The 23,237-nt window shown below is 62.2% G+C and carries 20 protein-coding genes; 10 read left to right on the top strand and 10 right to left on the bottom strand.

The window, feature by feature from the left end; all coding sequences use genetic code 11:
- Nucleotides 1-6: 6 nt before the first annotated feature.
- From MKI86_RS17720 to MKI86_RS17750, 7 genes are all read left to right on the top strand, one after another.
- Entirely contained in the window at nucleotides 7-1,122 is a 1,116-nt protein-coding gene (locus MKI86_RS17720; protein WP_241603447.1) for an ABC transporter substrate-binding protein, read from the top strand.
- A gap of 65 nt (nucleotides 1,123-1,187) precedes the next feature.
- Complete coding sequence (locus MKI86_RS17725) at nucleotides 1,188-2,132, top strand: ABC transporter permease (protein WP_241603450.1); 945 nt, start codon at nucleotides 1,188-1,190, stop codon at nucleotides 2,130-2,132.
- Nucleotides 2,129-2,929, top strand: coding sequence for an ABC transporter permease (locus MKI86_RS17730; protein ID WP_241603454.1), 801 nt, complete (start codon nucleotides 2,129-2,131; stop codon nucleotides 2,927-2,929). The genes MKI86_RS17725 and MKI86_RS17730 overlap by 4 nt, the downstream gene beginning before the upstream one ends.
- Nucleotides 2,930-2,960: 31 nt before the next feature.
- The gene (hisD, locus tag MKI86_RS17735; protein WP_241603457.1) at nucleotides 2,961-4,289 is read left to right on the top strand and encodes a histidinol dehydrogenase; all 1,329 of its coding nucleotides are present in this window, start codon (nucleotides 2,961-2,963) and stop codon (nucleotides 4,287-4,289) included.
- A gap of 4 nt (nucleotides 4,290-4,293) precedes the next feature.
- Nucleotides 4,294-5,304 (top strand): zinc-dependent alcohol dehydrogenase, encoded by a 1,011-nt coding sequence (locus tag MKI86_RS17740; RefSeq protein WP_241603459.1) that lies wholly within the window; start codon nucleotides 4,294-4,296, stop codon nucleotides 5,302-5,304.
- Between the two features lie 161 nt (nucleotides 5,305-5,465).
- Nucleotides 5,466-6,689 carry a hypothetical protein gene (locus MKI86_RS17745; protein ID WP_370880006.1) on the top strand — a complete coding sequence of 408 codons (1,224 nt, stop codon included), beginning with the start codon at nucleotides 5,466-5,468 and terminating at the stop codon, nucleotides 6,687-6,689.
- Between the two features lie 51 nt (nucleotides 6,690-6,740).
- Nucleotides 6,741-7,886 (top strand): alpha-hydroxy acid oxidase, encoded by a 1,146-nt coding sequence (locus tag MKI86_RS17750; RefSeq protein ID WP_241603462.1) that lies wholly within the window; start codon nucleotides 6,741-6,743, stop codon nucleotides 7,884-7,886.
- Between the two features lie 245 nt (nucleotides 7,887-8,131).
- Here the strand turns inward: MKI86_RS17750 and MKI86_RS17755 are convergent, their stop codons facing one another.
- The 3 genes from MKI86_RS17755 to MKI86_RS17765 form a co-directional block, all read right to left on the bottom strand.
- On the bottom strand, nucleotides 8,132-9,505 hold the full coding sequence (locus MKI86_RS17755) for an ISNCY family transposase (protein WP_241603465.1): 1,374 nt from the start codon (nucleotides 9,503-9,505) through the stop codon (nucleotides 8,132-8,134).
- Between the two features lie 194 nt (nucleotides 9,506-9,699).
- Nucleotides 9,700-10,737 carry a zinc-dependent alcohol dehydrogenase family protein gene (locus MKI86_RS17760; RefSeq protein WP_241603468.1) on the bottom strand — a complete coding sequence of 346 codons (1,038 nt, stop codon included), beginning with the start codon at nucleotides 10,735-10,737 and terminating at the stop codon, nucleotides 9,700-9,702.
- A gap of 268 nt (nucleotides 10,738-11,005) precedes the next feature.
- The gene (locus tag MKI86_RS17765; protein WP_241603471.1) at nucleotides 11,006-12,022 is read right to left on the bottom strand and encodes an AraC family transcriptional regulator; all 1,017 of its coding nucleotides are present in this window, start codon (nucleotides 12,020-12,022) and stop codon (nucleotides 11,006-11,008) included.
- 178 nt (nucleotides 12,023-12,200) lie between these two features.
- On the opposite strand from MKI86_RS17765, the gene MKI86_RS17770 reads away from it, so the two are divergent.
- From MKI86_RS17770 to MKI86_RS17780, 3 genes are read left to right on the top strand one after another with little or no spacing between them, the layout of a single operon-like run.
- The gene (locus MKI86_RS17770) at nucleotides 12,201-13,574 is read left to right on the top strand and encodes a transaminase (RefSeq protein ID WP_241603474.1); all 1,374 of its coding nucleotides are present in this window, start codon (nucleotides 12,201-12,203) and stop codon (nucleotides 13,572-13,574) included.
- Nucleotides 13,571-14,959 carry a glutamine synthetase family protein gene (locus MKI86_RS17775; RefSeq protein WP_241603477.1) on the top strand — a complete coding sequence of 463 codons (1,389 nt, stop codon included), beginning with the start codon at nucleotides 13,571-13,573 and terminating at the stop codon, nucleotides 14,957-14,959. Before MKI86_RS17770 ends, MKI86_RS17775 begins: the two co-directional genes overlap by 4 nt.
- Nucleotides 14,960-14,961: 2 nt before the next feature.
- A complete protein-coding gene (locus MKI86_RS17780; protein WP_241603480.1) occupies nucleotides 14,962-15,996 on the top strand; it encodes a histone deacetylase family protein in 1,035 nt (344 codons plus the stop codon).
- 293 nt (nucleotides 15,997-16,289) lie between these two features.
- Here MKI86_RS17780 and MKI86_RS17785 read toward each other — a convergent pair whose 3' ends face one another.
- The 7 genes from MKI86_RS17785 to MKI86_RS17815 form a co-directional block, all read right to left on the bottom strand.
- Nucleotides 16,290-16,523, bottom strand: coding sequence for a CopG family ribbon-helix-helix protein (locus MKI86_RS17785; protein ID WP_241603483.1), 234 nt, complete (start codon nucleotides 16,521-16,523; stop codon nucleotides 16,290-16,292).
- Between the two features lie 43 nt (nucleotides 16,524-16,566).
- Nucleotides 16,567-17,715, bottom strand: a complete 1,149-nt coding sequence (locus MKI86_RS17790; RefSeq protein WP_241603486.1) for an alpha-hydroxy acid oxidase — start codon at nucleotides 17,713-17,715, stop codon at nucleotides 16,567-16,569.
- Nucleotides 17,716-17,881: 166 nt separating this feature from the next.
- Nucleotides 17,882-18,925 carry a class II fructose-bisphosphate aldolase gene (gene fba, locus MKI86_RS17795; protein ID WP_241603489.1) on the bottom strand — a complete coding sequence of 348 codons (1,044 nt, stop codon included), beginning with the start codon at nucleotides 18,923-18,925 and terminating at the stop codon, nucleotides 17,882-17,884.
- A gap of 244 nt (nucleotides 18,926-19,169) precedes the next feature.
- Nucleotides 19,170-21,881 (bottom strand): DNA translocase FtsK, encoded by a 2,712-nt coding sequence (locus MKI86_RS17800; protein WP_241603492.1) that lies wholly within the window; start codon nucleotides 21,879-21,881, stop codon nucleotides 19,170-19,172.
- A 211-nt stretch (nucleotides 21,882-22,092) separates the two neighbouring features.
- A complete protein-coding gene (gene mnhG / locus MKI86_RS17805; RefSeq protein ID WP_241603725.1) occupies nucleotides 22,093-22,476 on the bottom strand; it encodes a monovalent cation/H(+) antiporter subunit G in 384 nt (127 codons plus the stop codon).
- 5 nt (nucleotides 22,477-22,481) lie between these two features.
- Nucleotides 22,482-22,763, bottom strand: coding sequence for a K+/H+ antiporter subunit F (locus MKI86_RS17810; RefSeq protein ID WP_134652430.1), 282 nt, complete (start codon nucleotides 22,761-22,763; stop codon nucleotides 22,482-22,484).
- A complete protein-coding gene (locus MKI86_RS17815; protein ID WP_241603495.1) occupies nucleotides 22,760-23,236 on the bottom strand; it encodes a Na+/H+ antiporter subunit E in 477 nt (158 codons plus the stop codon). Before MKI86_RS17815 ends, MKI86_RS17810 begins: the two co-directional genes overlap by 4 nt.
- Nucleotide 23,237: the final 1 nt, after the last annotated feature.

Raw genomic sequence — 23,237 nt, forward strand, 5'->3', positions numbered from 1 at the left:
AACAGCATGTCCGACCAAAAACTTCTCTCGATGCCCGTGAGCCGTCGTTCGGTTCTCGGCACGATCGCCGCTGCAGGGGCAGCCACCGTATTTTCTCCGCTCGGCGCCACACGCGTCTTCGCGCAGGAGCCGGAAAAACCATCAGAAATCATCGTTCGCGCCTGGGGCGGAAGCTGGGTCGACAGCCTGAAGGCAGGCGTGTCCGACAGCTTCACCAAGATGACGGGTATCGCCGTTCGTCATGATCTGACCGAAGATAATGAAATTCAGCCGAAGGTCTGGGCCGCTGTCGCGCAAAAGCGTGTACCGCCGATCCACGTCAACTGGGACACCACGACGAACGCCACCAAATCGGCGTTGCGCGGCGTGACGGAAGACCTTTCCGACCTGCCCAACCTGAAGAACACCACCGATCTGGCAAAGCCGGTTGGCCTGGATGGCTATCCGATCGTCAACACCTATGGCTACGTCTACGTTCTGGCCTATCGCCCCTCGGCATTCCCCGACGGTCCGCCGACGTCGTGGAAGGATCTGCTCGACCCGAAGCTGAAGGGCCGCATCGCGCTTTACAACGACGGCATCGGGTTCCACTTCCCGGCCCAGGTCGCCGGCGGCGGCAAGCTCGAGGACATCCCCGGCAACATGCAGCCGGCCTGGGATTTTATTGCCAAGATCAAGGAACAGCAGCCGCTGCTCGGTGAAGATCCTGACTTCACGACCTGGTTCCAGAAGGGCGAAATCGACGCCGCCTGCACGATTTCCACGAATGCCCGTGAAGCCAAGAAGAACGGCATCGAGCTCGCATGGGTCGTGCCGGAGGAGGGGGCCAAGTTCGATACGGACGGCCTCTGGATCCCGAAGGGCCTGCCGGAGAACGAACTGTACTGGGCCAAGCAGTACATCAACCACGCCCTTGACAAGGAAGCGCAGCAGGTATGGCTCGACGGGCTTGGGCTCCCTGGCGTGGTCCCGGGCCTCACGCCGCCTGCCGACCTCGCGAACGATCCGTCCTATCCGACGACGGAAGAGGCCTTCAAGCATTTGATCCGCATCTCGTCCAAGGTGCAGGTCGAAAACGAAAGCGTCTGGTTCGCGAAGTTCAAGGAAATCATGCAGGGCTGATCCTGCGCGACCCGCCGCCGGCCGACCTTGCCGGCGGCGGGGCTCTTCCAACAAGGTAGACCGTCATGCGAAACTCCCGTGTCGCATATCCTCTGACGTGGCGCGTCATGGATATGCTCGAGAACGTCTGTGCCCGCATCTGGCCCGCGAGCCTGCACAGGCTGCTGCCCTATCTGATGCTTCTCCCCGCCGTGGTGCTCGTCGGATTGCTCGTGCTCGGCCTTTTCCAGATCGGAGATGCAAGCCTACGCGTTCTCGACACCAGCACCTTCCTGTTTTCCGAAGATTACAGCCTGGAGAACTACAGGCAGGCGATCACCTCGGGCTTCTTCGCCGTCGTGGCCAGCCGCAGCCTCATGGGGTCGGTCATCGTCACCGTCATCACGCTGCTTTTCGCCTTGCCTTACGCCTATTTGATGGTCCGCACACAATCTTCCGGGCTGCGCAAATTCCTGCTCGTCGCATTGTTTCTTCCATTCTTCATCGGTCAGGTTGTGCGCGCATACGGCTGGCTGATCATCCTTGGCAACCAGGGCATGGTGAATGAAGCGCTTGGCCTCGTCGGTGTGCCGCCGGTGCGCCTGCTCTACAACTATCCAGCCGTGCTCTTCGGCCTCATCCAGTACATGCTGCCCTTCGCGGTACTGATGCTGGCCCCGGCACTGACGGCCATTCCCGAGGAGTTGGAATCAGCCGCCGGATCGCTCGGCGCCAACTGGGTACGCACTTTCCGGCATATTGTACTCCCGTTGGCGCGACCGGGCCTCGTCGGTGCGGGACTGGTGGTCATGACGCTTTCGCTCACGGACTTCGCCATCCCGGCGATCCTCGGCGGCGGCTCGCAGGACTTCATCGCCAACGCCATCTACGACCAGTTCTTCCGCACGTCCAACCAGGGTCTCGGAGCCGCACTCTCGCTCATGCTTGTTGCCGTCGGCTCTATCATGGTGGGCGTGGTCTTTGCCGTGTTCGGCGCAGGAACGCTTGCCATGACGGGAGGCCGCAAATGATCGGCAGCCGCAGCAAGACCATCGTCATATGGACGTTCGTCGCAATCGCCCTGATCCTGCTCTCAGCCCCGACGATTGTGGTTCTCGGCGCGTCCTTCACCGCCGGAAATATGATTACCTTTCCACCGCAGGGCCTTTCCGTGAAGTGGTACGGCGCGATCCTCGGCGCCTCTGACCTGCGGCAGGCCTTCATACGCTCCCTGATCGTCTCGGCGATCTGCACCGTCGTCTCCATTCCGGTTGGCACGCTCGCCGGGATCGCGCTCGCGAAGTACAAGGTGCGTTTCGAGAAGGCGATTCAGATCTACCTGCTGCTGCCCTTCACGATCCCGCTGATCGGGTCCGGCATCGGCATGATGCTCGTGTTCGGCAATATGGGCGTGCTCGGCCAGCTCTGGCCGGTCGGCATCGCCTGCTGCGTGATCAATTTGCCCTTCATGATCTGGGCGGTTACGGCCAGTGCGAGCAACCTGAACGAGGACCTTGAACTTGCAGCCGCTAATTGCGGCGCACCGCCGCTCCAGCGATTCCTTTATATTACGCTGCCGGCCGTGCTGCCCGGTGTGATCACCGGCTCGCTGTTGATGTTCATTCTCGCGCTCAACGAGTTCCTGGTCAGCCTGCTTCTCGTGGACGCGCGAAGCGTCACACTTCCCGTGCAGATCTACAACTCAATCCGCTCGATCATCACGCCCGATCTTGCCGCAATCTCGGTCGTGTTCATCGTCTGCGCCGGCATCGCGATTACGCTGCTCGACCGGCTCGTCGGCCTCGATATCTTCCTCAAATCCAAATGACCCCGTCCGTCGGAATCAAGGTGAAAACGAAATGACCAATGTCTCCTTCCATGACTATGCAAGGCTCAACGCCGAGCAGAAGGCAGCCCTTCTTCGTCGCTCAGAAACCGATATTTCCGGTTTCATCGAAAAGGTGCAGCCGATCATCGAAGCGGTCCGAACGGAAGGCGATGCCGCCGTCGCTCGCTTCGGCCGCGACCTCGACAAGGCCGATATCACCGAGAAGGACATCAAGGTCACGCCTGCGGAGTTCGACGATGCCTTCAAGAAGGTCGATGCCGACGTCATCAAGTCGATCGAGTTCGGCGTCGAGAACATTCGCATTTTCCATGAAGAGCAGAAGCCGGAAGCCATGTGGCTGAAGGAAATCCGCCCAGGCGCTTTTGCAGGCGACCGGTTCACGCCGATTTCCTCTGTCGCGCTCTATGTCCCGCGCGGCAAGGGCTCTTTTCCCTCCGTCACCATGATGACCTCGGTACCCGGCGTCGTCGCCGGGGTTCCGAACCTTGCCATCGTGACGCCTCCCGGACCTGACGGCACCGTCGATGCCGCCACGCTCGTGGCCGCCCGCATCGCCGGCGTGGAAACAGTCTACAAGGTCGGCGGCGCGCAGGCCGTGGCCGCCGTCGCCTACGGGACCGAAACGATCAAACCGGCGCTCAAGATCGTCGGCCCCGGCAGTCCTTGGGTAGTGGCTGCCAAACGCCTGCTGGCCGGCGTCATCGACACCGGCCTGCCCGCAGGCCCGTCAGAAGGCATGATCTTCGCCGACGACACCGTCAACGGCGGCCTCGCAGCGATGGACCTTCTCATCGAAGCCGAGCACGGCCCCGATTCCTCCGCCTATCTCGTCACGCACAGCCGTCGTGTCGCGGAAGAAGCGCTCGCCTCCCTTCCGGACCATTGGTCGCGTATGACGGAGCAACGTGTGGGCTTCTCCACCACGGTTCTGACCGGAAAGAACGGCGGGATCGTCCTTACATCGTCGCTTGAGGAGAGCTACGAATTCGTGAACGCCTATGCGCCGGAACATCTGGAAATCCTCTCCGAAGACCCGTTCGCCCATCTCGGCCATATCACCGAGGCAGCTGAGATCCTCATGGGTCCTCATACGCCCGTCAGCATCGCCAACTTCACACTCGGGCCGAATGCCGTTCTCCCGACGAGCCGCTGGGCGCGCACCTTCGGGCCACTTTCGGTAAACGATTTTGTCAAGCGCAGCTCTATCGGTTACGTCACAAAGAGCGCCTATCCACTGTTTGCCGGCCATGCCCACAAGCTGGCGGTCTACGAAGGGTTCTCGTCGCATGCCAACGCCGTGTCGCCACTGCGCGAGCAGTACCTGACCAAGAAGGGCTGAGCCGATGAAGGCGGTGAGGCTTCACGATGCGCTGGATCTGAGGGTGGAAGAGGTGGAACCGCCGCCGCCCCCGCCGCCGGGCTATGTGAACCTCAAGGTTCGCGCGGCTGGCATCTGCGGCTCTGACCTGCACAATTTCCGCACGGGCCAGTGGATCAGCCGCCGTCCTTCCACCGCAGGCCACGAGTTCTGCGGCGAGATCATCGCCGTGGGCGCGGGCGTAACCGAGCTAATGGTCGGAGACTACGTTTCCGCTGACTCGCGCGTCTGGTGCGGCGCGTGCGCGGCTTGCCTGAGCGGCCGGCCCCATATCTGCGAGAAACTCGGCTTCGTCGGCGAAGTATGCGACGGCGGTTTCGCGGAGAAGACCCAACTTCCGGCAAAGCTTGTGGTGCGTCATGACAGGGCACTTGCGCCCCGCGTGGCTGCGATGGCGGAGCCGCTCGCGGTTTCGCTGCATGCCGTGCGACGGCTTGCCCTGCCTGCCGGAGAACCTGTTTTGGTCATCGGATGTGGCACCATTGGTGGCCTCAGCGCGCTGCTGCTGTCCCGGCTCCATGACGGTCCGCTCCTTCTCGCCGATCTAAATGCCAGCAGGCTGGCGCTTGTCGAGGATGTGACGGGCGGTCACCGCGTTGCGCTCGAGCAGGCCTCGATCTCTGCCGCGTTGGGCGACCGACGTCTGCGCTATGCGCTGGATGCGACGGGGAGCGGGCAGGCGATCCGCGCCGGCCTGGATCTTCTGGCCGGAGGCGGGGCCTTTGCGCTCGTGGGCATAAGCCATGGCCGGATCGATCTCGATCCCAACCTCCTCGTCGAACGGGAGATCGGGCTTCTCGGATGCCATGCCTTCAACGAAGAGTTGCCAGAAGCGGTGTCACTCCTGCCTACTCTCGCACCAAGTCTGGAGCGCCTCTGCGATCCGATCGCCACCCTGGACGACATTCCAGATACCTACCGGAAACTCCTTGATGGCGGCGCCTCAAAGCTCAAGTCGATTGTCGAACTTGGGTGAAGTTGGGTCCGGCACGCCCGGGCCAGATGATAACATTGGGCCGGCTCCGTCCCGGTCCGCAAGCGATGCAATGCGCCGGGAGCAATAGCATGACTGCCCAATCCAGCCGTACAGCCGATATCCGGCATCACGCGAAAAGCCGGGATGGCACGGCGGAAGCCTTGCTGACGGATCTGCTGCGCGACCTGTTCAAGCTCGACGCTCGCAACGTGACGATCAACTACGACCAATACAGCCTCAACTCGCTGAACGGCTTCTTCGATACGGGGGAGGGCGAGTTCTTCTTCAAGTTCCACCAGGAGGAGGGTGAAGAAGCAATGAGCGGCGAATACTACCGCGCCGACATTCTCGCCAAGGCCGGCCTCCCGGTGGATCAGCCAGTCCTGATGTCCGTCCTTCCCGGCGAGCAGATCCTGGTCTATCGCCGCCGCCGCGATCCCCGTTTCTCCGACGTCCTGCGCGAGCTCGATCTGAAGGATGATCTGCAGCGTCGCGCCAAGGCCGTTGCGGCCGAGCGAAAGCTCAGCCGTGAGGTTCTCGACGTCTACCTTGAGACGTTGCACCCGATCACACCCGATCAGGCGGCCGCAGAACCCATAAACCGCCTCTTCTTCGAACGCCTGATCGATCCAGCAACGGGCGCCTTTCCAGGGGGGCGGTTCAAAAATTTCTACGTCGACCAGGACTTCGCATTTCCAGGCACGTCCCTTTCCTGGGACACGTTCTCGAAAGCGCACTTCTGCATCAATGGCATTGAATATGCCGAAACTGTCGGCGATCTGTTCGCGGCGGCTCATGCTCGCATCGCTCCTAGCAGGCTTGCGGATGCGGGCGGGGTGACGGCGCATGGCGATGCACATAATGCCAATGTCTGGTACTCGGAAAGAGGGGAGGAGGCCTCCCTGTCGTTCTTCGACCCCGCTTTCGCAGGCGAACATATCCCCACGCTGCTGGCCGAGGTAAAGACCACGTTCCACAACGTGCTTGCGCATCCCCTCTGGCTCTACGACCCCGCGTTGGCGGCGGACACATACGAGGCCAGGGCCGCGTTTTCTGACGGCGTGCTCGATGTGACGATGAACTGGGCGCCGAGCCCGGTGCGAAAGGACCTACTCGGCGTAAAGGCCGCCGACATGTGGAAGCCTCTTCTCAAGACGCTCCACATGCGTGGGATGCTGCCGGATGACTGGCGCCGAGTGGTGAAGCTCGGCCTCTTCCTTTGCCCGACCCTGGTGATGAACCTGCGGGCCGGTGCAACGACTCATAACCCGGTCTCTTCGTTGATCGGGTTCTCCCTGGCCGTCATGGCCGGCAGTGAACCTGTGGCGGGGCCGGATTTCCTGACCGAGTTCTTCGACGCGATAGATCCCCGTGCTGACGTATAACAGGGATACCGTACCGGTACTGAGTGCCGCCATGGACAGGATTGACGAAAGATGATCGTGAATGTCGACGATTTCCGCCTTGCCGCGAAGCGACGTCTACCGAAGATTTTCTTCGACTATATCGACGGCGGCAGTTTCGGAGAAGAAACGCTAAGGCGAAACCGCAGGGATTTCGACGGGATCGCCCTCCGGCAAAACGTCCTGACAGGCCATGACACGCAGGATCTCACGACGACGTTCCTCGGGCGCCGCTCGTCCTTGCCGCTGATGCTTGGACCTGTCGGCTATCTCGGTCTCTACCGCGGCGAGGGCGATATTCTCGCCGCCAAGGCCGCGGCGAAAGCGGGCGTTGCCTATTGCCTGTCGACGTTTTCGCTCAAATCCATCGAGACGGTCGCGCGCGCCGCAGGCGGCAACCGGGACTTCCAACTCTATGTCCTCAACGACAAGGGTCTGACGGAGGAACTGCTGACGGTCGCCGAACGGGCCGGGGCGGGTGCACTGTTCGTAACGGTTGACACGGCCATTACGGGAATCCGCGAGAAGGATGTCAGGAATGGCTTTCGCGCGGCAACGCGTCCGACGCCGAGGATGCTCGCTAACATGGCGACCAGACCCTTCTGGTGCTACGACATCCTGCGGGCCGGCACGCCGGCGGTCGAGATTCTCGCCCGCAAGCCGGGATTCGGCAAAGGCGCTCTTGAGCAGGCAGCCAACCTGTCGCGCAGGATAGACAAGACGCTGAACTGGGCGCAGATCGAATGGCTTCGCGACCGCTGGAAGGGCAAGCTCGTCATCAAGGGCATTCTCGAACCGGATGATGCTATGAAGGCCCGCGAGGTTGGCGCCGACGCGATCGTGCTTTCCAACCATGGGGGACGACAACTTGATTCCGCCGCATCGACGATCAGCGTCCTGCCAGAAATTGCCGATAGGACGCGGGGCGAGCTCGAATTGCTCATCGACAGCGGTTTCCGCCGCGGCTCTGACATCCTGAAGGCTTTGGCGCTTGGCGCCTCTGGCGTCCTGCTTGGCAGAGCCTACGCCTTCGCACTCGCCGCCGGCGGCGAAGCCGGCATTGCGAGGATGCTGAGCATCCTGGAAAGCGAAATGACAATCAACCTTGCTCTCATGGGTCTGGAATCGATCGAGGCGTTGCAGGCAAAAGGTGCGGATGCGCTACGCATCGGCTCGTGAAGCCGCGCCGCCAGTTCCGCATGCGCTTCAGCAGCCGACGCACCTGGCGCTCGCTCAGGTGAAGCATATGCGCCGAACACAATGTGGCTGGGAAGTTGGAATGTCCGCGGGTTTGCAAAGTAGAAATGTCCGCATGTCACCACACGCAACACCGACCAGCCCCGATCTGAGCGGCTGATCCCGCTTGCAAGATCAGATCGGGGCGGGTGGTTGACACATCTCTTCGGCTTTAGCTTTGAGACGCCTCACTCCGCAGCCGGCTGTTGCGACAGTGCTTTCTGCCGCCGCGCAATCACAACCGGATCGGTCGTGAAGTCTTTCCGACGACCGGGTCCACGCCCGCGTTTGATGTATCCATTCTTATCGCTGTTGTTCTTCACGTCAGGCGCCGGGCGCTCGTCCTGACGCTCCTTGATATATGCCAGGACATCACCGAGCCGCTTGTTCTCGGTGATTGCCGCATGCGTCACCCGCTGGTCCTTGTCGAACACCTGATAGGGCAGGGAATGTCCCTTCCATCGCACATCAAGCCGACCGTCCGCATAGGCATAGGTCTCGACATAACGGCCAACCAGGCCACGCGTCACCGCGGTCTCCTCCAGCATGATCCGCTTGCGCTCGAACGAAAACGTCAGCTGCGATCCGACATAGCGCTGCTCGCGCTTGCACAGGATCTCAGTCAACCGATCCGGCGCCATATTCAGCGGCAGATGCAGATTGTCGGGACGGGCAGGGACGACTGCAAAACGCGCGTTGTAGTCCTCTATAAAGCCCGGCAAGAACGCATTGCCCGCCTCCATGCTGCCGATGCCAGAAAGCCTGAGCTCCTTGACCAGGCGATCCTGCAGCGTCCGGTTCATCCGCTCGACCCGACCCTTGGCCTGGCTCGAATTTGCACAGAGAATCTCGATATTTAGCTCGCAGAGCGCACGCCCGAACTGGGTCATGCCCTGACCACCCCTGGCATCCTTCTTCGCCACCCGGAACACTGAATGCTTGTCCGAATAGAAGGCAACCGGCGCGCCATGACGCTTGAGATACAGCTCCAATGCCTCGAAATAGCTGAAGGCACTTTCGGAACGCACGAAGCGCAGCTGCATCAACCTGCCAGTCGCATCGTCGACAAATACCAGCAGCGAGCAAGACGGTCCGCGATCCTCGAACCAGCGATGCTCCGAGCCGTCGATCTGCACCAGTTCGCCATAGGCTTCTCGCCGTAACCGCGGCCGATGAAACGTCCGGCGTTGCTTGCGCGACAGCCAGAGGCCGGCATCAGCCATCCAACTGCGCACCGTCTCGCGCGATACACGCAGTCCATCGCGCTCGGCCAGCTTCTCCGTCGCCAATGTCGGTCCGAAATCCGCATAGCGTTCGCGAACCAGCGTCATTGCATAATCGCGAACCCGGTCGCTGATCCGGTTGTTCGAGGGCCGACCAATCGCCTTGTGCCGGATCGAAGCCGCGCCGCCAGTCCGTATACGCTCCAGCAGCCGGCGCACCTGGCGCTCGCTCAGATCAAGCACATGCGCCGCCGACACTGTGGTCATCCGGCCGGCAACCACCTTCGACAAAATCTCGATCCGTTGCAGATCGCGCTCGCTCATCGCTATCAATCCCATCTGCAATCTCCCAGGCATCATTCAGGCCCCGGGGAGAGTGACATTCCAACTTTGCAGAATCAGGACACTTCAACTTTGCGGCTACACACAAAGATCGCGTAATCTGTATTATGGAACACACAAGATGTCGCCGACTGAGGCGAGCAGCCCGCCAGTGCCCGATCGGCGCATGGCGGGCTGCCGTGGTTTGATTGTCAGGCCGCGAGGATGACTTTCATCGCTTTTTCGCGGGCGGCGTTGCCGAATACGTCGTAGGCGTCAAGGATCTGGTCGAGCCGGAAGCGGTGCGTGATGAGTTTGCCGGGATCGAACTTTCCGGCTTTCACCGTCTTCAGCAGCATCGGCGTCGTGTTGGTGTTTACGAGGCCCATCGAGATGTTGATGTTCTTGATCCAGAGATCCTCAATGCGCAGTTCCACCGGCTTGCCGTGAACGCCGACATTGGCGATCTTGCCGCCGGCCGAGACGATCTTCTGGCAGATGTCGAAGGTCGCGGGAACGCCCACCGCCTCGATCGCCACATCGACGCCCTGGCCGCCGGTCATATCCATGATCCGAGACGCGGCATCTTCTTCGCCAACCTGAACAGTGTCGGTGGCGCCGAACTGACGGGCTAGCGCCAGGCGCGCCGGGTCCATGTCGATCATCACGATCCTGCCCGGCGAGTAGAACTGCGCCGTGAGCAGTGCCGACATGCCGACCGGCCCGGCCCCAACGATGGCGATCGTATCGCCCGGCTTCACGCCGCCCGCCTGAACACCGATTTCAAGACCAGTCGGCAGGATATCGGACAGCATGACGAGCGCTTCCTCATCCGCGCCCTCAGGGATCGGATAGAGCGAATTGTCGCCGTGGCGGATGCGAACATATTCGGCCTGGGTTCCATCGACTGTATTGCCGAGCTGCCAGCCGCCATCATCGCAATGGGAATAGAGTTGGCGCTTGCAGTTCGGGCACGAGCCGCAGGACGTGATGCAGGAGATCAGCACGGGATCGCCCTTGCGGAAGTTACGCACGGCGCTGCCGACGTCGTCGACGATACCGACGCCTTCGTGACCGAGCGTGCGCCCTTCGCCGACACTCGGTACATCGCCCTTGAGAATGTGCAGGTCACTACCGCAGATGGTCGTCTTCGTGATCTTCACGATGACATCCGTGGCTTCCTGAATGACCGGCTTCGGCTTTTCGACCCAGTCTTTTTTCCCGGGGCCGTAATAAACAAGCGCTTTCATCAGATCCTCCCGCGGGGGCGCGCCCCTCAGCATGGTTTTGCAAAGATCACACAAACCCGTCTCCTGTCCGGATGGTGAGGCGCCCCACGGGCACCCATGCGCAATCTAGACGAGGAACGGGCGGCAATCAGAGCGACGCCTGCTCCATTCGGGAAGGCGCTCATCGAAATCGGAAGCATTCAGTTGCATGCGCTCAAATCGGCTACCGAAACGGATCGGCGGCCACACGTCCGGTGCAAAGGCGCTGCACCAAAATGCAGTCGCGCCACTACATCCGGGCGAAGCGATTTCGCAATGTCTGGGACGGCGTTTCGCCGAAGCGCTGCCGATAGAAGGCCGTCATTGCGGAGAGGTTCACATATCCCCTCGCCCCGGCAATGGACGAAACCGTCTGGCCGGGCGGCGCCTCCTCCAGCGCTTTGCGCAACCCGTCGAGCCGCCGGGCGGTCAGATAGTCATGCGGCGTCACACCGCGAAAACGCCGAAAACCGTCTGAAAGGCTTCGGGCGGAAATGCCAAGCTGTGCGGCAATGTCTGCGACGGATGGCGCCTCATGCGCCCTCTCCTCCATCAGCCGCTCCGCCTCACGCACATAACGCGGTGCAGCGCCGCGCGCGCCCGTCTCGAGATTGAGGCCCGAGCATTCCGCCCAGCCGCGCAACAGTTCCAGGCAAAGGGTCTCCTCGATCCGCCTTTCGATGAGCGGACTGGAGATGCGGTTGTTCTGCGCATCGACCGACAGGGTTGCGTAGTCGAGAAGGGAGAGCCACGGCGAGTGGCCGCGGCCGAAAACCAGCCGCTTCTTCCACAGGTCGTCTTCGGGCACGAAGCCGTACCAACGCTGCGCCGTCTCCTCCATCAGCTTGTGCGGGATGGTCAGGTTGAACTGGAGGTCGTCACCATCGGCAATGTTCCAGTAGTCGGTGCGGCTGCAATCGACGACGTAGCTGTCTCCGGCGACGGTGTCGAAACCTGACCCGTCCGTGAGCGGATGGCGCACCCCGCCGCGCATGGTGTTGACCACGATGATATTGCCCGACGACGGATCGAATTCGTCCGCCCGCGTCGGCACGCCGAAGCAGAAACGGCTGAGCACGATCCGGCCGATCGACAGCGTGCGCAAGGTGGCGTTGGGATCGGCGCCTGCGACGAGCGGCCGGGTCGCCAGCGGCATATAGACCCGGTGGCAGAACGCATTGACCTCCGACCAGTCGCGCGACGCATTCAGCCTGCCGCTCAAGAGCGGCTGGCCTTGCGCATCATAAAGCAGAGCATGCTCGAGCATTGTCCGCCCTCCTCCATCCTCAACGGCATTCTGCCTGGAAACCGCGAAATTTCAATCGCGCCCTTCGCCGCATGATCTTGCTACGGATGTTCAACATCATGCCATCTTGCCGTTTGACACTTGAAATCACATCAACCAATATGTGATCACATTTTTAATGGACCTGCTGGAGAACGGGATGGAGAGGGCGAACCTGGAGGCGCGCGCACGCGCGCTCATCGAGGCGGAAGCGGAGGTTTTTCGTGCAAGGCGTCCGCGCTGCGCGGCGGCCCATGACGAGGAGGCATCGGGCTTCTTCGATGGCGTGCCGCAACACTGGATGCTCGACTGGCCAACACCCTTTCCGCTCGTCGTGGACCAGGCAAGCGGCGTGGAACTTGTCGATCTCGACGGCAACCGCATTGTCGACGTCTGCCTCGGCGATACCGGCGCCATGTTCGGTCACGGCCCTGCCCCCGTGCTGGAGGCGTTGAAGAATGCCGGCATGCGCGGCCTTACCACCATGCTGCCCTCCTCCGATGCGCAGGTCGTCGGCCGCCTGCTGGTCGAGTGCTTCGGCCTGCCGCGCTGGCAGCTTGGTGCGACCGCGAGCGATGCCAACCGCTTCGCCATTCGTGTCGCCCGCGCAGTCACGGGCCGCGCCAAACTGCTCGTCTTCGATGGCTGCTACCATGGCGCGGTGGACGATACGCTGGTCGACCTCGTCGACGGCAAGACCATCTCGCGACGTAACCTGCTCGGGCAGGTGCGCGATCTCGGTGAACTGACGGTCTCCATTCCCTTCAACGACGAAGCAGCACTTGCCGACGCGCTTGCCGCCAACGACATCGCCTGCGTGCTCGCTGAACCGGTCATGACGAACTGCGGCATGATCCCGCCCGCTCCGGGCTTCCACGATACGCTGCGCCACCTCACCCGCGAGGCCGGCACACTGCTTCTCATCGACGAGACGCACACCATCTCCACCGGGCTTGGAGGCTATACGAAGGTACACAGCCTCGAGCCGGACCTTATCGTCATGGGCAAGCCGATCGGTGGTGGCGTGCCGGTCAGCGTCTGGGGCATGACGCAGGCGATCTCCGACAAGCTGCATGTCATACGGCGCGAGCAGAGCGGGCATGGTCATTCCGGCATCGGCACCACTTTGTCCGGCAGCGCGCTGCAGCTTGCCTGCCTGCGCGCCTGCCTCGAACACGTCATGACCGAGGAGGCCTATGCGAAGATGCAGGCCAATGCCGACCGCATCGAGGCCGGCTTCAAGGCGGCCATCGCAGGCGCCGGGCTCGACTGGACCGTCTCGCGCGTGGGCGCGCGGCTGGAGGTCGTCTTCTCCGCCCTGCCGGTCAAGAACGCCGCAGAGGCGCGGGCCGCGGCATCGGACACGATCGAGGCGGCGCTGCATCTTTCGATGCTGAACCTCGGTTATCTACTGACGCCGTTCCACAACATGGTACTCGTCAGCCCTGCCCTCTCCGAAAAACAGGCAGGTGGTCTCGTCAATGCCTTCTCGACAGTGCTTGAGCGCCTTATTGAGCGGAGGGCCGCCGCATGAGCCGTGATGTCGCCAATCGCCCAGCCTCTGCCGCAGATATTTCCGAGGCAGAGGCGTTTCTGGCCGCCCATCCGGAAATCACCGCCTTCGATCTCGTGCTGATCGATCTCAATGGTATCGCGCGCGGCAAGATCATCCGCCGACACGAGCTGTTGCCGATCTTCCGATCCGGCCGACACCTCCCGGGCTCCATTCTCGGCCTCGACGTCACCGGCGAGGACGTTGAGGAAACCGGCCTTGTCTGGTCGGACGGCGATGCCGACCGCCGCGCCTGGCCAGTTGCCGGCTCCCTAGCGCCCCTGCCCTGGACGTCGCCGCCGCGCGGCGAAGTGCGGCTGGCGCTCTACGAACTGGACGGCACGCCGATGGATGCCGACCCGCGCCATGCGCTGGCACGGCAGGTCAATCTGCTGGGGGCCGACGGATACCATCCCGTCCTTGCCTACGAACTGGAATTCTACCTTCTGGACCGCGAACGTACGGCAGATGGCGATTTCCAGCCGCTCCGCCTGCCGCTCACGGACGAGCGGCCGGAGGGCATTCAGGTCTATGGTGTTTCCGAACTCGACCGGCTGGAACCCTTCATCGACGCGGTCTATCGCGGTGCGGAAGCGCAGGGCCTGCCTGTCGAGACGATGATTTCGGAATATGCCCAGGGCCAGTTCGAACTGACGCTGCGCCATGGCGGCGCGCTGCGTGCAGCTGACGACCTTGCCATGCTGAAGCGGCTCATCCGGGCGCTTGCCGTGCGCCACGGCATGATGGCCTGCTTCATGGCCAAGCCTTTCGCCGGCAGGGCCGGCTCGGGCATGCATGTCCACGCCAGCCTTGGCGACGCCGCAGGCGAAAACCTGTTTGCCGATCATGGCGAAGCCCTGTCGCCCCTCTTGAGACACGCCGTCGCGGGTCTGCTGGAGACGATGGAGGAATCCATGCTCGTCTTCGCGCCGCACTTCAACTCGTGGCGTCGCTTTTCCGCGCAGAGCTACGCGCCGACGACGCCGACCTGGGGAACGAATAACCGCAGCGTCGCCGTGCGCATTCCAGCGGGCTCGCCGGCGGGCCGCCATCTGGAGCAGCGCGCGGCCGGAATCGATTCCAACCCCTATCTCGTTGGCGCGACGGTGCTTGCGGGCATGCGCAAGGGCATCCTCGCCAAGACCGATCCCGGCCCGGAAACGACGGCCTATGCCGAAGCCACCGGCGACGATCTGCCACCGGACTGGCGCGGCGCCATCGAGACGGCGGGCAGCTCCGCCTTCCTCAAGGAGGCGCTCGGCAAGCGTCTGCATCACGTCTTCCTCGCCCTCAAGCGCGCCGAGTATCGTCGCTTTGCCAACGAAGTGACCGCACTCGAACGCACATTCTACGGTGAAATCGTCTGACCATGAAAACCTTCTACACCGCCGACCATCACCTGCATCACAGTGGCATGGAACTGTCCTTTGGCCGCATCGTGGAAACCTTCGAAATGCCGGAACGCGCGGAGATCGTGCTGCGGCGCGTGAAGGACGTCGCGCTCGGCCCGGTCGTCGAGCCGCCGAGCTATGAGCGCGCGCTCATCGAGCGCATCCATACGCCTGACTATCTCGACTTCCTGGAAAATGTCTTTGCCGAGTGGCGGGCGGCCGGACGCGACGGCGAGGTCTGGCCCTATAGCTGGCGCCATCGTTCCATGCCATCCATCGACACACCGCCCTCGGGCCTCGATGCACGGCTGTCCTACTATTCCTTCGACATGGCCGGGTCGATCACCGAAACGACCTGGCAGGCCGCGAAACGTGCTGCCGACACCGCCCTGGCGGGCGCGGATGCCGTGCTTTCCGGCGAGTGTGCCGCCTTCTCGCTGTGCCGTCCGCCCGGCCATCATGCCGGGCGCGATTTCTTCGGTGGCTATTGCTACCTCAACAATGCGGCCATCGCCGCCCAGCGCTTTCTCGATAAAGGCCACGCCCGCGTCGCGATCTTCGACGTGGACTACCACCACGGCAACGGTACGCAGGAAATCTTCTACGACCGCGACGACGTGCTGCTAGCCAGCCTGCACGGCGACCCTGACTTCGAGTTTCCCTTCCATCTCGGCTATGCCCGCGAACGCGGCACAGGCAAGGGCGACGGCTACAACCTCAACTATCCCCTCCCCGCCGGCACCCCGTGGCCGCAATGGCAGGCGGCTTTCGAGGATGCGCACGAGAAAATCCGGGCCTATGCGCCGACCGCGCTCGTCATCTCGCTCGGCGTCGATGCATTTAAGGACGACCCGATCTCGCAATTCAAACTGGAGAGCGAACACTTCCTGACAATCGGCCGTCGCATCGCAGATTTCGATCTGCCGACGCTCTTCGCGATGGAAGGCGGCTATGCGACGGGCGCACTCGGCGTCAACGCCGTGAATGTCCTGCAGGGCTTCGAGGGCGGCTGACAGTCAGGGGATTTCAAGCCGCTCACGCGCCGTTCTGCGCGAAAAGCACTTCAACGCGCTTGTCCAGAACGCGCTAGGCAGCGGTATAGCGCGCATCCGGAATGACAAGCTCCTGGTACCTTCGATTTCGCCGACACGTCCAGTAAAGGGATTAGCCGCCAGCAGCCGCCTCGGCCGGAGACGACATCGCCTGGACGCTGCTGCCTTGGGATTGTGATCGGCAATATCCTCTCCGATCACTTCCAGCTCACGAGGATAGCGTCGGGTCCAGACGACGTGCGTCATGGCGTCCGTCAAGGTTCGTATTTGCTGAGGACAACTGCGATCTCGTCTTCACTAAAGAAATCGCCCCGGTCGGCGTCCGCAAGACCCGCCTCGACACCTTCGATCCACTTTTCCTGCCACGCGAGCGAATGGCCATGTGCGAGCGCGTCCTCAATGATCTGACCACGCGTCAGCAAGGAGCGCGCAGCAAGCGCATCGATGCGACGATCGAGGTCCTTCGATATGCCGTGGCCTTTGCTCATACCACTACTCTCGCACGAACCGCCCGACCGTGCCAGTCCTGCGTCAAGCGTCCCTGTGCAGGTTGTCGCGCGAGAGGTTCGTCACGTCGCGCTCGCCGCATAGCGCCATGGTGGTGTCGAGTTCGCGGCGGATGATCTCCAACGAGCGTCGTACGCCGGCCTTGCCACCCGCGCCGAGCCCGTAAAGGAAGGGGCGGCCGATATAGGTGCCCTTTGCGCCGTAGCAAAGTGCCTTCAGCACGTCCTGGCCGGAGCGGATACCGCCATCGAGATGAACTTCCATCTGATCGCCGACGGCATCGACGATGCGCGGCAGCATGCTGATCGACGAGGCCGCGCCGTCGAGCTGGCGTCCGCCATGATTGGATACGATGATGGCGTCCGCGCCGCTGCCCAGCGACATGCGCGCATCCTCTTCATCGAGTATTCCCTTGAGGATGAGCTTGCCGCCCCAAAGGTCCCGGATCCATTCGATATCCTTCCACGACAATTGCGGATCGAACTGTTCGGATGTCCACGACGAAAGCGATGAAAGATCACCGACGCCCTTGGCGTGGCCGACGATGTTGCCGAAGGTGCGGCGCTTGGTGCCCAGCATGTCGAGGCACCAGAACGGCCGCGTCATCATCTGCCAGACGTGCTTGGGCGTGAAACGCGGCGGGGCGGACAGGCCGTTGCGCAGATCCTTGTGGCGCTGCCCGAGGATCTGAAGATCGAGCGTCAGGACGAGCGCGGAGCAGCCCGCCGCCTTGGCGCGGTCGACAAGGCTCCGGACGAAGTCCCGGTCCCGCATCACATAGAGCTGGAACCAGAAAGGCTTTGATGTGACGGAGCGCACGTCCTCTATCGAGCAGATGCTCATCGTGGAGAGCGTGAAGGGAACACCGAATTCCTCCGCCGCCTGCGCAGCCAGCATCTCACCATCGGCGTGCTGCATGCCCGTAAAGCCGGTGGGCGCGATAGCGACCGGCATGGATACTTTCTCTCCGATCATCTCGCTGGCGAGCGACCGATTGGTCATGTCGACCAGCACGCGTTGGCGCAGCTTGATCTTTCGGAAATCTTCTTCGTTGGCACGGTAGGTGCTCTCGGTCCACGCTCCGGAATCCGCATAATCAAAGAACATCTTCGGCACCCTTCGACGCGCCTGTTCCTTGAGATCTGCGATTGTCAGGGCCTGTTCCACGCTCATGTCGTCCTCGCACCGGCCACGCTGTCGCGATGGTCCGCTTCCAACTGGATTGTGCCATCTTTTACGAGGACGTGCGGCGCCTCGCAACGAATTCCTGCGGCTTGAAACGTCAAATCAAAACCCTCCCGGCGAGAACCGGGAGGGCATGAAAGTCGATGATGGAAGCTTAGCTTGCCGCGTAGAATTTCGCCATTTCCGGCAGGCGCTTGACGCGGATGCCGGAGGCCTTGCCGGCGGTGCGGAAGGCCTCGAAGCGCTCGCGGCAAACCTCCTGCATGCGGGCTGTCGCCGGCTTCAGGTATGTACGGGGGTCGAAATTCTCCGGCTTTTCCTTGAAGTTCTTGCGGATGGTGCCGGTCATGGCGAGACGCAGGTCCGTGTCGATATTGACCTTTCGCACCCCGAGCGGGATCGCCTTCTGGATCTCGGCGACGGGAACGCCCCATGTCTGTTTCATCTCGCCGCCATAAGCGGTGAAGAGGTCCTGCAGATCCTGTGGGACCGAAGACGAACCATGCATGACGAGGTGGGTGTTCGGCAGCTTGGCATGGATTTTTGCGATCGTCTCAATCGACAGGATGTCGCCATCCGGCGCGCGGGTGAACTTGTAGGCGCCATGGCTCGTGCCGATAGCGACGGCAAGCGCATCGACACCGGTCTTGGAAACGAAATCCAGAGCCTGGTCGGGGTCGGTCAGCAGTTCCTCGCGCGTCAGCTTGCCTTCGAAGCCGTGGCCGTCTTCCTTCTCGCCGGCGCCCGTTTCAAGGTTGCCGAGACAGCCAAGCTCGCCTTCAACCGAAACACCGGCGGCGTGCGCGATCTTCACGACCTCAGCGGTAACGTCGACATTGTATTCGTAGCTGGCGATGGACTTGCCGTCGGCCAGCAGCGATCCGTCCATCATGACGGACGTGAAACCGTTCGTGATGGCCGAGATGCAGGTCGAAGGCTGGTCGCCGTGGTCGAGATGCAGGCAGACGGGAATGTGCGGATACTCCTCGGCGGCGCCGAGAATGAGGTGGCGCAGGAAGGCATCGCCCGCGTAAGAGCGCGCACCGCGGCTGGCCTGCAGGATCACCGGAGAGTCCGTTGCATCCGCCGCGCGCATGACTGCCTGGATGTATTCCAGGTTGTTTACGTTGAATGCGGGCAGTGCGTAGTCGTTTTCCGCTGCGTGATCGAGCAGTTGCCGCATGGTGATCAAGGCCATTCCTGTCCTCCCTTGGATGCATGGTATCGGGGTCGGCGGCACTATTCACACATCATCTGGCAGATGCAACAGCGGCTCAGGACCGCGCCGAAGGCCAAATCGATTAAATCGGGGACGGCGTCGAATTTTCTCGGCCGGACAGCAAAAATCCGGCCCGCATGCACGGGCCGGATGGAAAAAAGATCGGCAATTCAAATAAGTAGGACTATTGCCCGAAGTCGGGGCAATCGCCCGGCGCACGTTCTCAGTCCTCCTCACCGATCTCCTGCGGGGCACTGGCGTTGCGTTCGCCGCTGATGATCTCACGTTTGCCGACATGATTGGCGGCACCGACGAGGCCCTCCTTCTCCATGCGCTCGACGAGGGAGGCTGCACGGTTATAACCGATGGCCAAGCGGCGCTGGATGTAGGACGTCGAGCACTTGCGATCCCGCAGCACGACCTTGACGGCTTTCTCGTAGAGATCGTCGCCATCCTCTGCCGCGATATCGCCCTTGTCGAAGACGGCGCCACCGGCAGCGGGCTTTTCTTCCTCTTCCTCCTCCTCGCCGGCCGTGACCGTCTCGAGATATTCGGGGCGGCCCTGCGCCTTCAGGTGCAGCACGACCTTCTCGACTTCCTCATCGGAGACGAAGGGACCGTGCACGCGGGAAATACGGCCGCCACCAGCCATGTGCAGCATGTCGCCCTGGCCGAGAAGCTGCTCGGCGCCCTGCTCTCCAAGGATCGTGCGGCTGTCGATCTTCGATGTCACCTGGAAGGAGATGCGGGTAGGGAAGTTCGCCTTGATCGTACCGGTGATGACATCGACCGAGGGGCGCTGCGTCGCCATGATCAGGTGGATGCCAGCCGCACGCGCCATCTGGGCGAGCCGCTGGATAGCGCCTTCGATCTCCTTGCCGGCGACCATCATGAGGTCGGCCATCTCATCGACGATGACGACGATATAGGGCATCGGCTCCAGCGAGAGTTCTTGTTCCTCGTTGATCGCCTCGCCGGTCCCCTTGTCGAAGCCGGTCTGCACGCTGATCGAGATGGTCTCGCCCTTGTCTCGGGCAGCGGCCACGCGGTTGTTGTAGCCATCGATGTTGCGCACGCCGAGGCGCGACATCTTGCGATACCGGTCCTCCATTTCGCGCACGGCCCATTTCAGCGCCATGACGGCCTTCTTGGGATCGGTCACGACGGGGGTCAGCAGGTGCGGGATGCCGTCATAGATGGACAGTTCCAGCATCTTAGGATCGACCATGATCAGGCGGCATTCTTCCGGGCGGAACCGGTAGAGCAGCGACAGGATCATGGTGTTGATGGCGACGGACTTACCCGAGCCGGTCGTGCCGGCCACGAGAAGATGCGGCATCTTTGCCAGTTCGGCGATGACGGGTTCGCCACCGATCGTCTTGCCCAGGCATATCGGCAGCTTGAAGCCGGTCTTGGCGAAATCGGGCGAGTCGATCATCTCGCGGAAGTAGACGGTCTCGCGCGTCGCGTTCGGCAGTTCGATGCCGATGACGTTGCGGCCGGGCACGACGGCGACACGGGCCGAAAGCGCCGACATGGAGCGCGCGATATCATCGGCAAGCCCGATGACGCGCGAGGATTTGACGCCCGGTGCCGGCTCGAATTCGTAGAGCGTGACGACGGGACCGGGGCGGACATGGATGATCTCGCCGCGAACGCCGAAATCCTCCAGAACGCTTTCGAGAAGACCGGCATTCTGCTCGAGCTGCTCCTGCGTCAGCACGAAGCCGACGGTGCGCGGCGGCTCCTGCAGCAGTTCGCGCGGAGGATACTCGTAGGTGTCGCCCATAGGCGTTGCCATGGTCACCTCGAACGGCCGCGCCCGCGACAGAACCGAAGACGGAGCTTCACGAACAGGTTCGACGACGGCGACCGGGGGTACCTGTACTGGCACTTGCGGGATCTGGAAGACGGCGGGCGCAGACTGCTGAACGGCCTCGGCAACCGGCTGGACGGCGACAACGGGCTCGGCGGCTACCACAGCGACGCTCGGCACGGACACGATCTGTGTTTCAGGCTTGCGGCCGGATGCCGGACGGCATTCGACGACGCGGAAGAGCGAGGCGATGGAGGCCGGTCCGGCCTTCTGTTCTGCAACGACAGGGATTTTCGAGGCGGTGGTTTCGGCAACCGGCGGCGGCATACGCACGACGGAGGCAACCCTGCGATCGGAAACAGGCATGACGACGGGCGCGGCGACAAGCTTTTCATCCGGGGTCATGGTTTCGAAGAAGGCATGATCGGAGAGATGAGCAAAGCGGTCGATGGCGGCGTGGATATCGGCCTTCACGACCGGCGCGGCCTCAGCGGCCGGCGCAGGCTTCGGCGCGAGGAAGGACGAACGAATGGGGCTTTGAGGCTTGAACACGACTGCGGCATCTTCCGGTATTTCTTGCGTCGCGGCGGCTACGACCGCCTGGACGAACTGGGGAACAGGATCGGCGGGCACGCCTTGGGGCGCCTGCTGCGCCTCGAAGCGGCGGCGCCGTTCGTCGAGCGCTTCACGCAGACGCTGAAGCAGTTCCGCCTGCGAAAGCTGAGTCGGCTGCGACTCGGCGGCAGGTTCGATGGTCAACGCGGGTTGCGGATCGATGACTGATTCGGTACTCGCTGCAGCTTCGGCCGCCGCCTCATCGATCTTTGCGGAGACCTTGTCGGGCGTGCGCGTGAAGCGGACATTGGGCGCCAGATAGAAATGGCTCTCCCAGCTACCGTCGGCATACTGGCCGGGATCGTAGCTGCGGAGTGCGGGCGAGCGGAAGCGCGGGCGATAGGTATCGTCGTTGGCCACCGGCGGCTCTTCGGCGATCCAGGCTTCTTCCGGCACGACCTCTTCGGTCAAACCATTGTCGTCATGAAAGAAATCCGACGCGTTTTCGTCGGCTTCCGTTTCGGATTCGAGGATCGGATAGAAGTTTGTTCTGGAAATACGCATGAACCTGCACACTCGACGATCATTGCCGATAGGAATGCGTAGATGGTTAGGAAATGAAGGTTAACAATGTCTTTGGAGCGGCGCAGAATCCTTATCACGATCCCGTTTCGATGCGCCCTCAAGATGGTCCAGAAGTACGCAAGACATTGACCCGCCGAGGATTTGCCGCAGGCGGATGAAATGCGCAAAATTCTGCGGGTAAAACCCGGCCTCACTCGCCGAGCGCAGGTCCGCGTTTCGGCTCGTCGGGAGACACTTCCGCCAGTACGTCGGGGTTGCCTTCCGCCCTGTCCCGGTGAAGGGCCGCGCGGGCGAGCAGCATCAGGGTGACCGGCGTCGTGACCGTCACGAAGATGCCGATCAGGATTTCATGGATGACCGGTCGCGTGGCAAGCACGGTGAAGAAGATCATCGAGGCCATGACGATGCCGCCGGTGCCCCAGCTGGTGCCGAGCGTGGGCGCATGAATGCGCTCATAGAAAGACGGCAGGCGCGAAAAACCGATCGTGCCGATCAGCGTCAACCCAGAGCCGACGACGAGAAAGAACGAGACGAGAAGCGCTGCCCAGACCGGCAGGTCGACCGCGTGATCCATAATGTTCATTCGATGACCTCTCCGCGCATCAGGAACTTGGCCAGCGCCACCGTCGCCACGAAGCCGAGCATGCCGATGACCAGCGACGCTTCGAAATAGATGTCCTTGCCGGTGCGGATGCCGAAGACCATCAACAGCAGCATCGAGTTCACATAGAGCGTGTCGAGCGCGAGCACGCGATCCTGCGCCCGCGGTCCGCGTGACATGCGCAAAGCAGCAAGCGCCATGGCAATGGCAAGGCAGACCTGAGCGAATGTAAGGGAAACGGCGAGAATGGTCTGGCTCATTCGAAGATCTCCATCAGCAGCGCTTCGTAACGCCCCTTGATCAGGGTTTGCCACTCGGCCTCGTCGACAAGGTCGAGCACGTGGATCAGCACCGTCCGGTTCAACGAGTTGTACTCAAGCCAGGCCGTACCCGGCGTGCTCGTTACGACGACCGCGAGAACCGCAAGCGCCATGGGGCTCTCGACGTCGAGGGGAACGGTAATGAAGCCGGACTTGAACTGACGTCCGTGTCCGCCGAGGATGATCGATGCGACGGCGATGTTCGACCGCACGATATCGTAGAGCACGATGCCGACGAGCTTGGGCAGCAGATACCATTTCCTCAGGCGAGGCTTGGCAGGACGTAGCGACGCCATGCCCCAGGACGCGAAGACGGCGACGATGCAGCCGAGGATGAGGTGGCCGAGCGTGAAACCATTCAGGGCCAGCCACATGATGACGAGGGATGCGCTCAACAGCGGATAGGGCAGCATG

The sequence above is a fragment of the Shinella sedimenti genome, assembly GCF_022601905.1.
Classification (GTDB): domain Bacteria; phylum Pseudomonadota; class Alphaproteobacteria; order Rhizobiales; family Rhizobiaceae; genus Shinella; species Shinella sedimenti.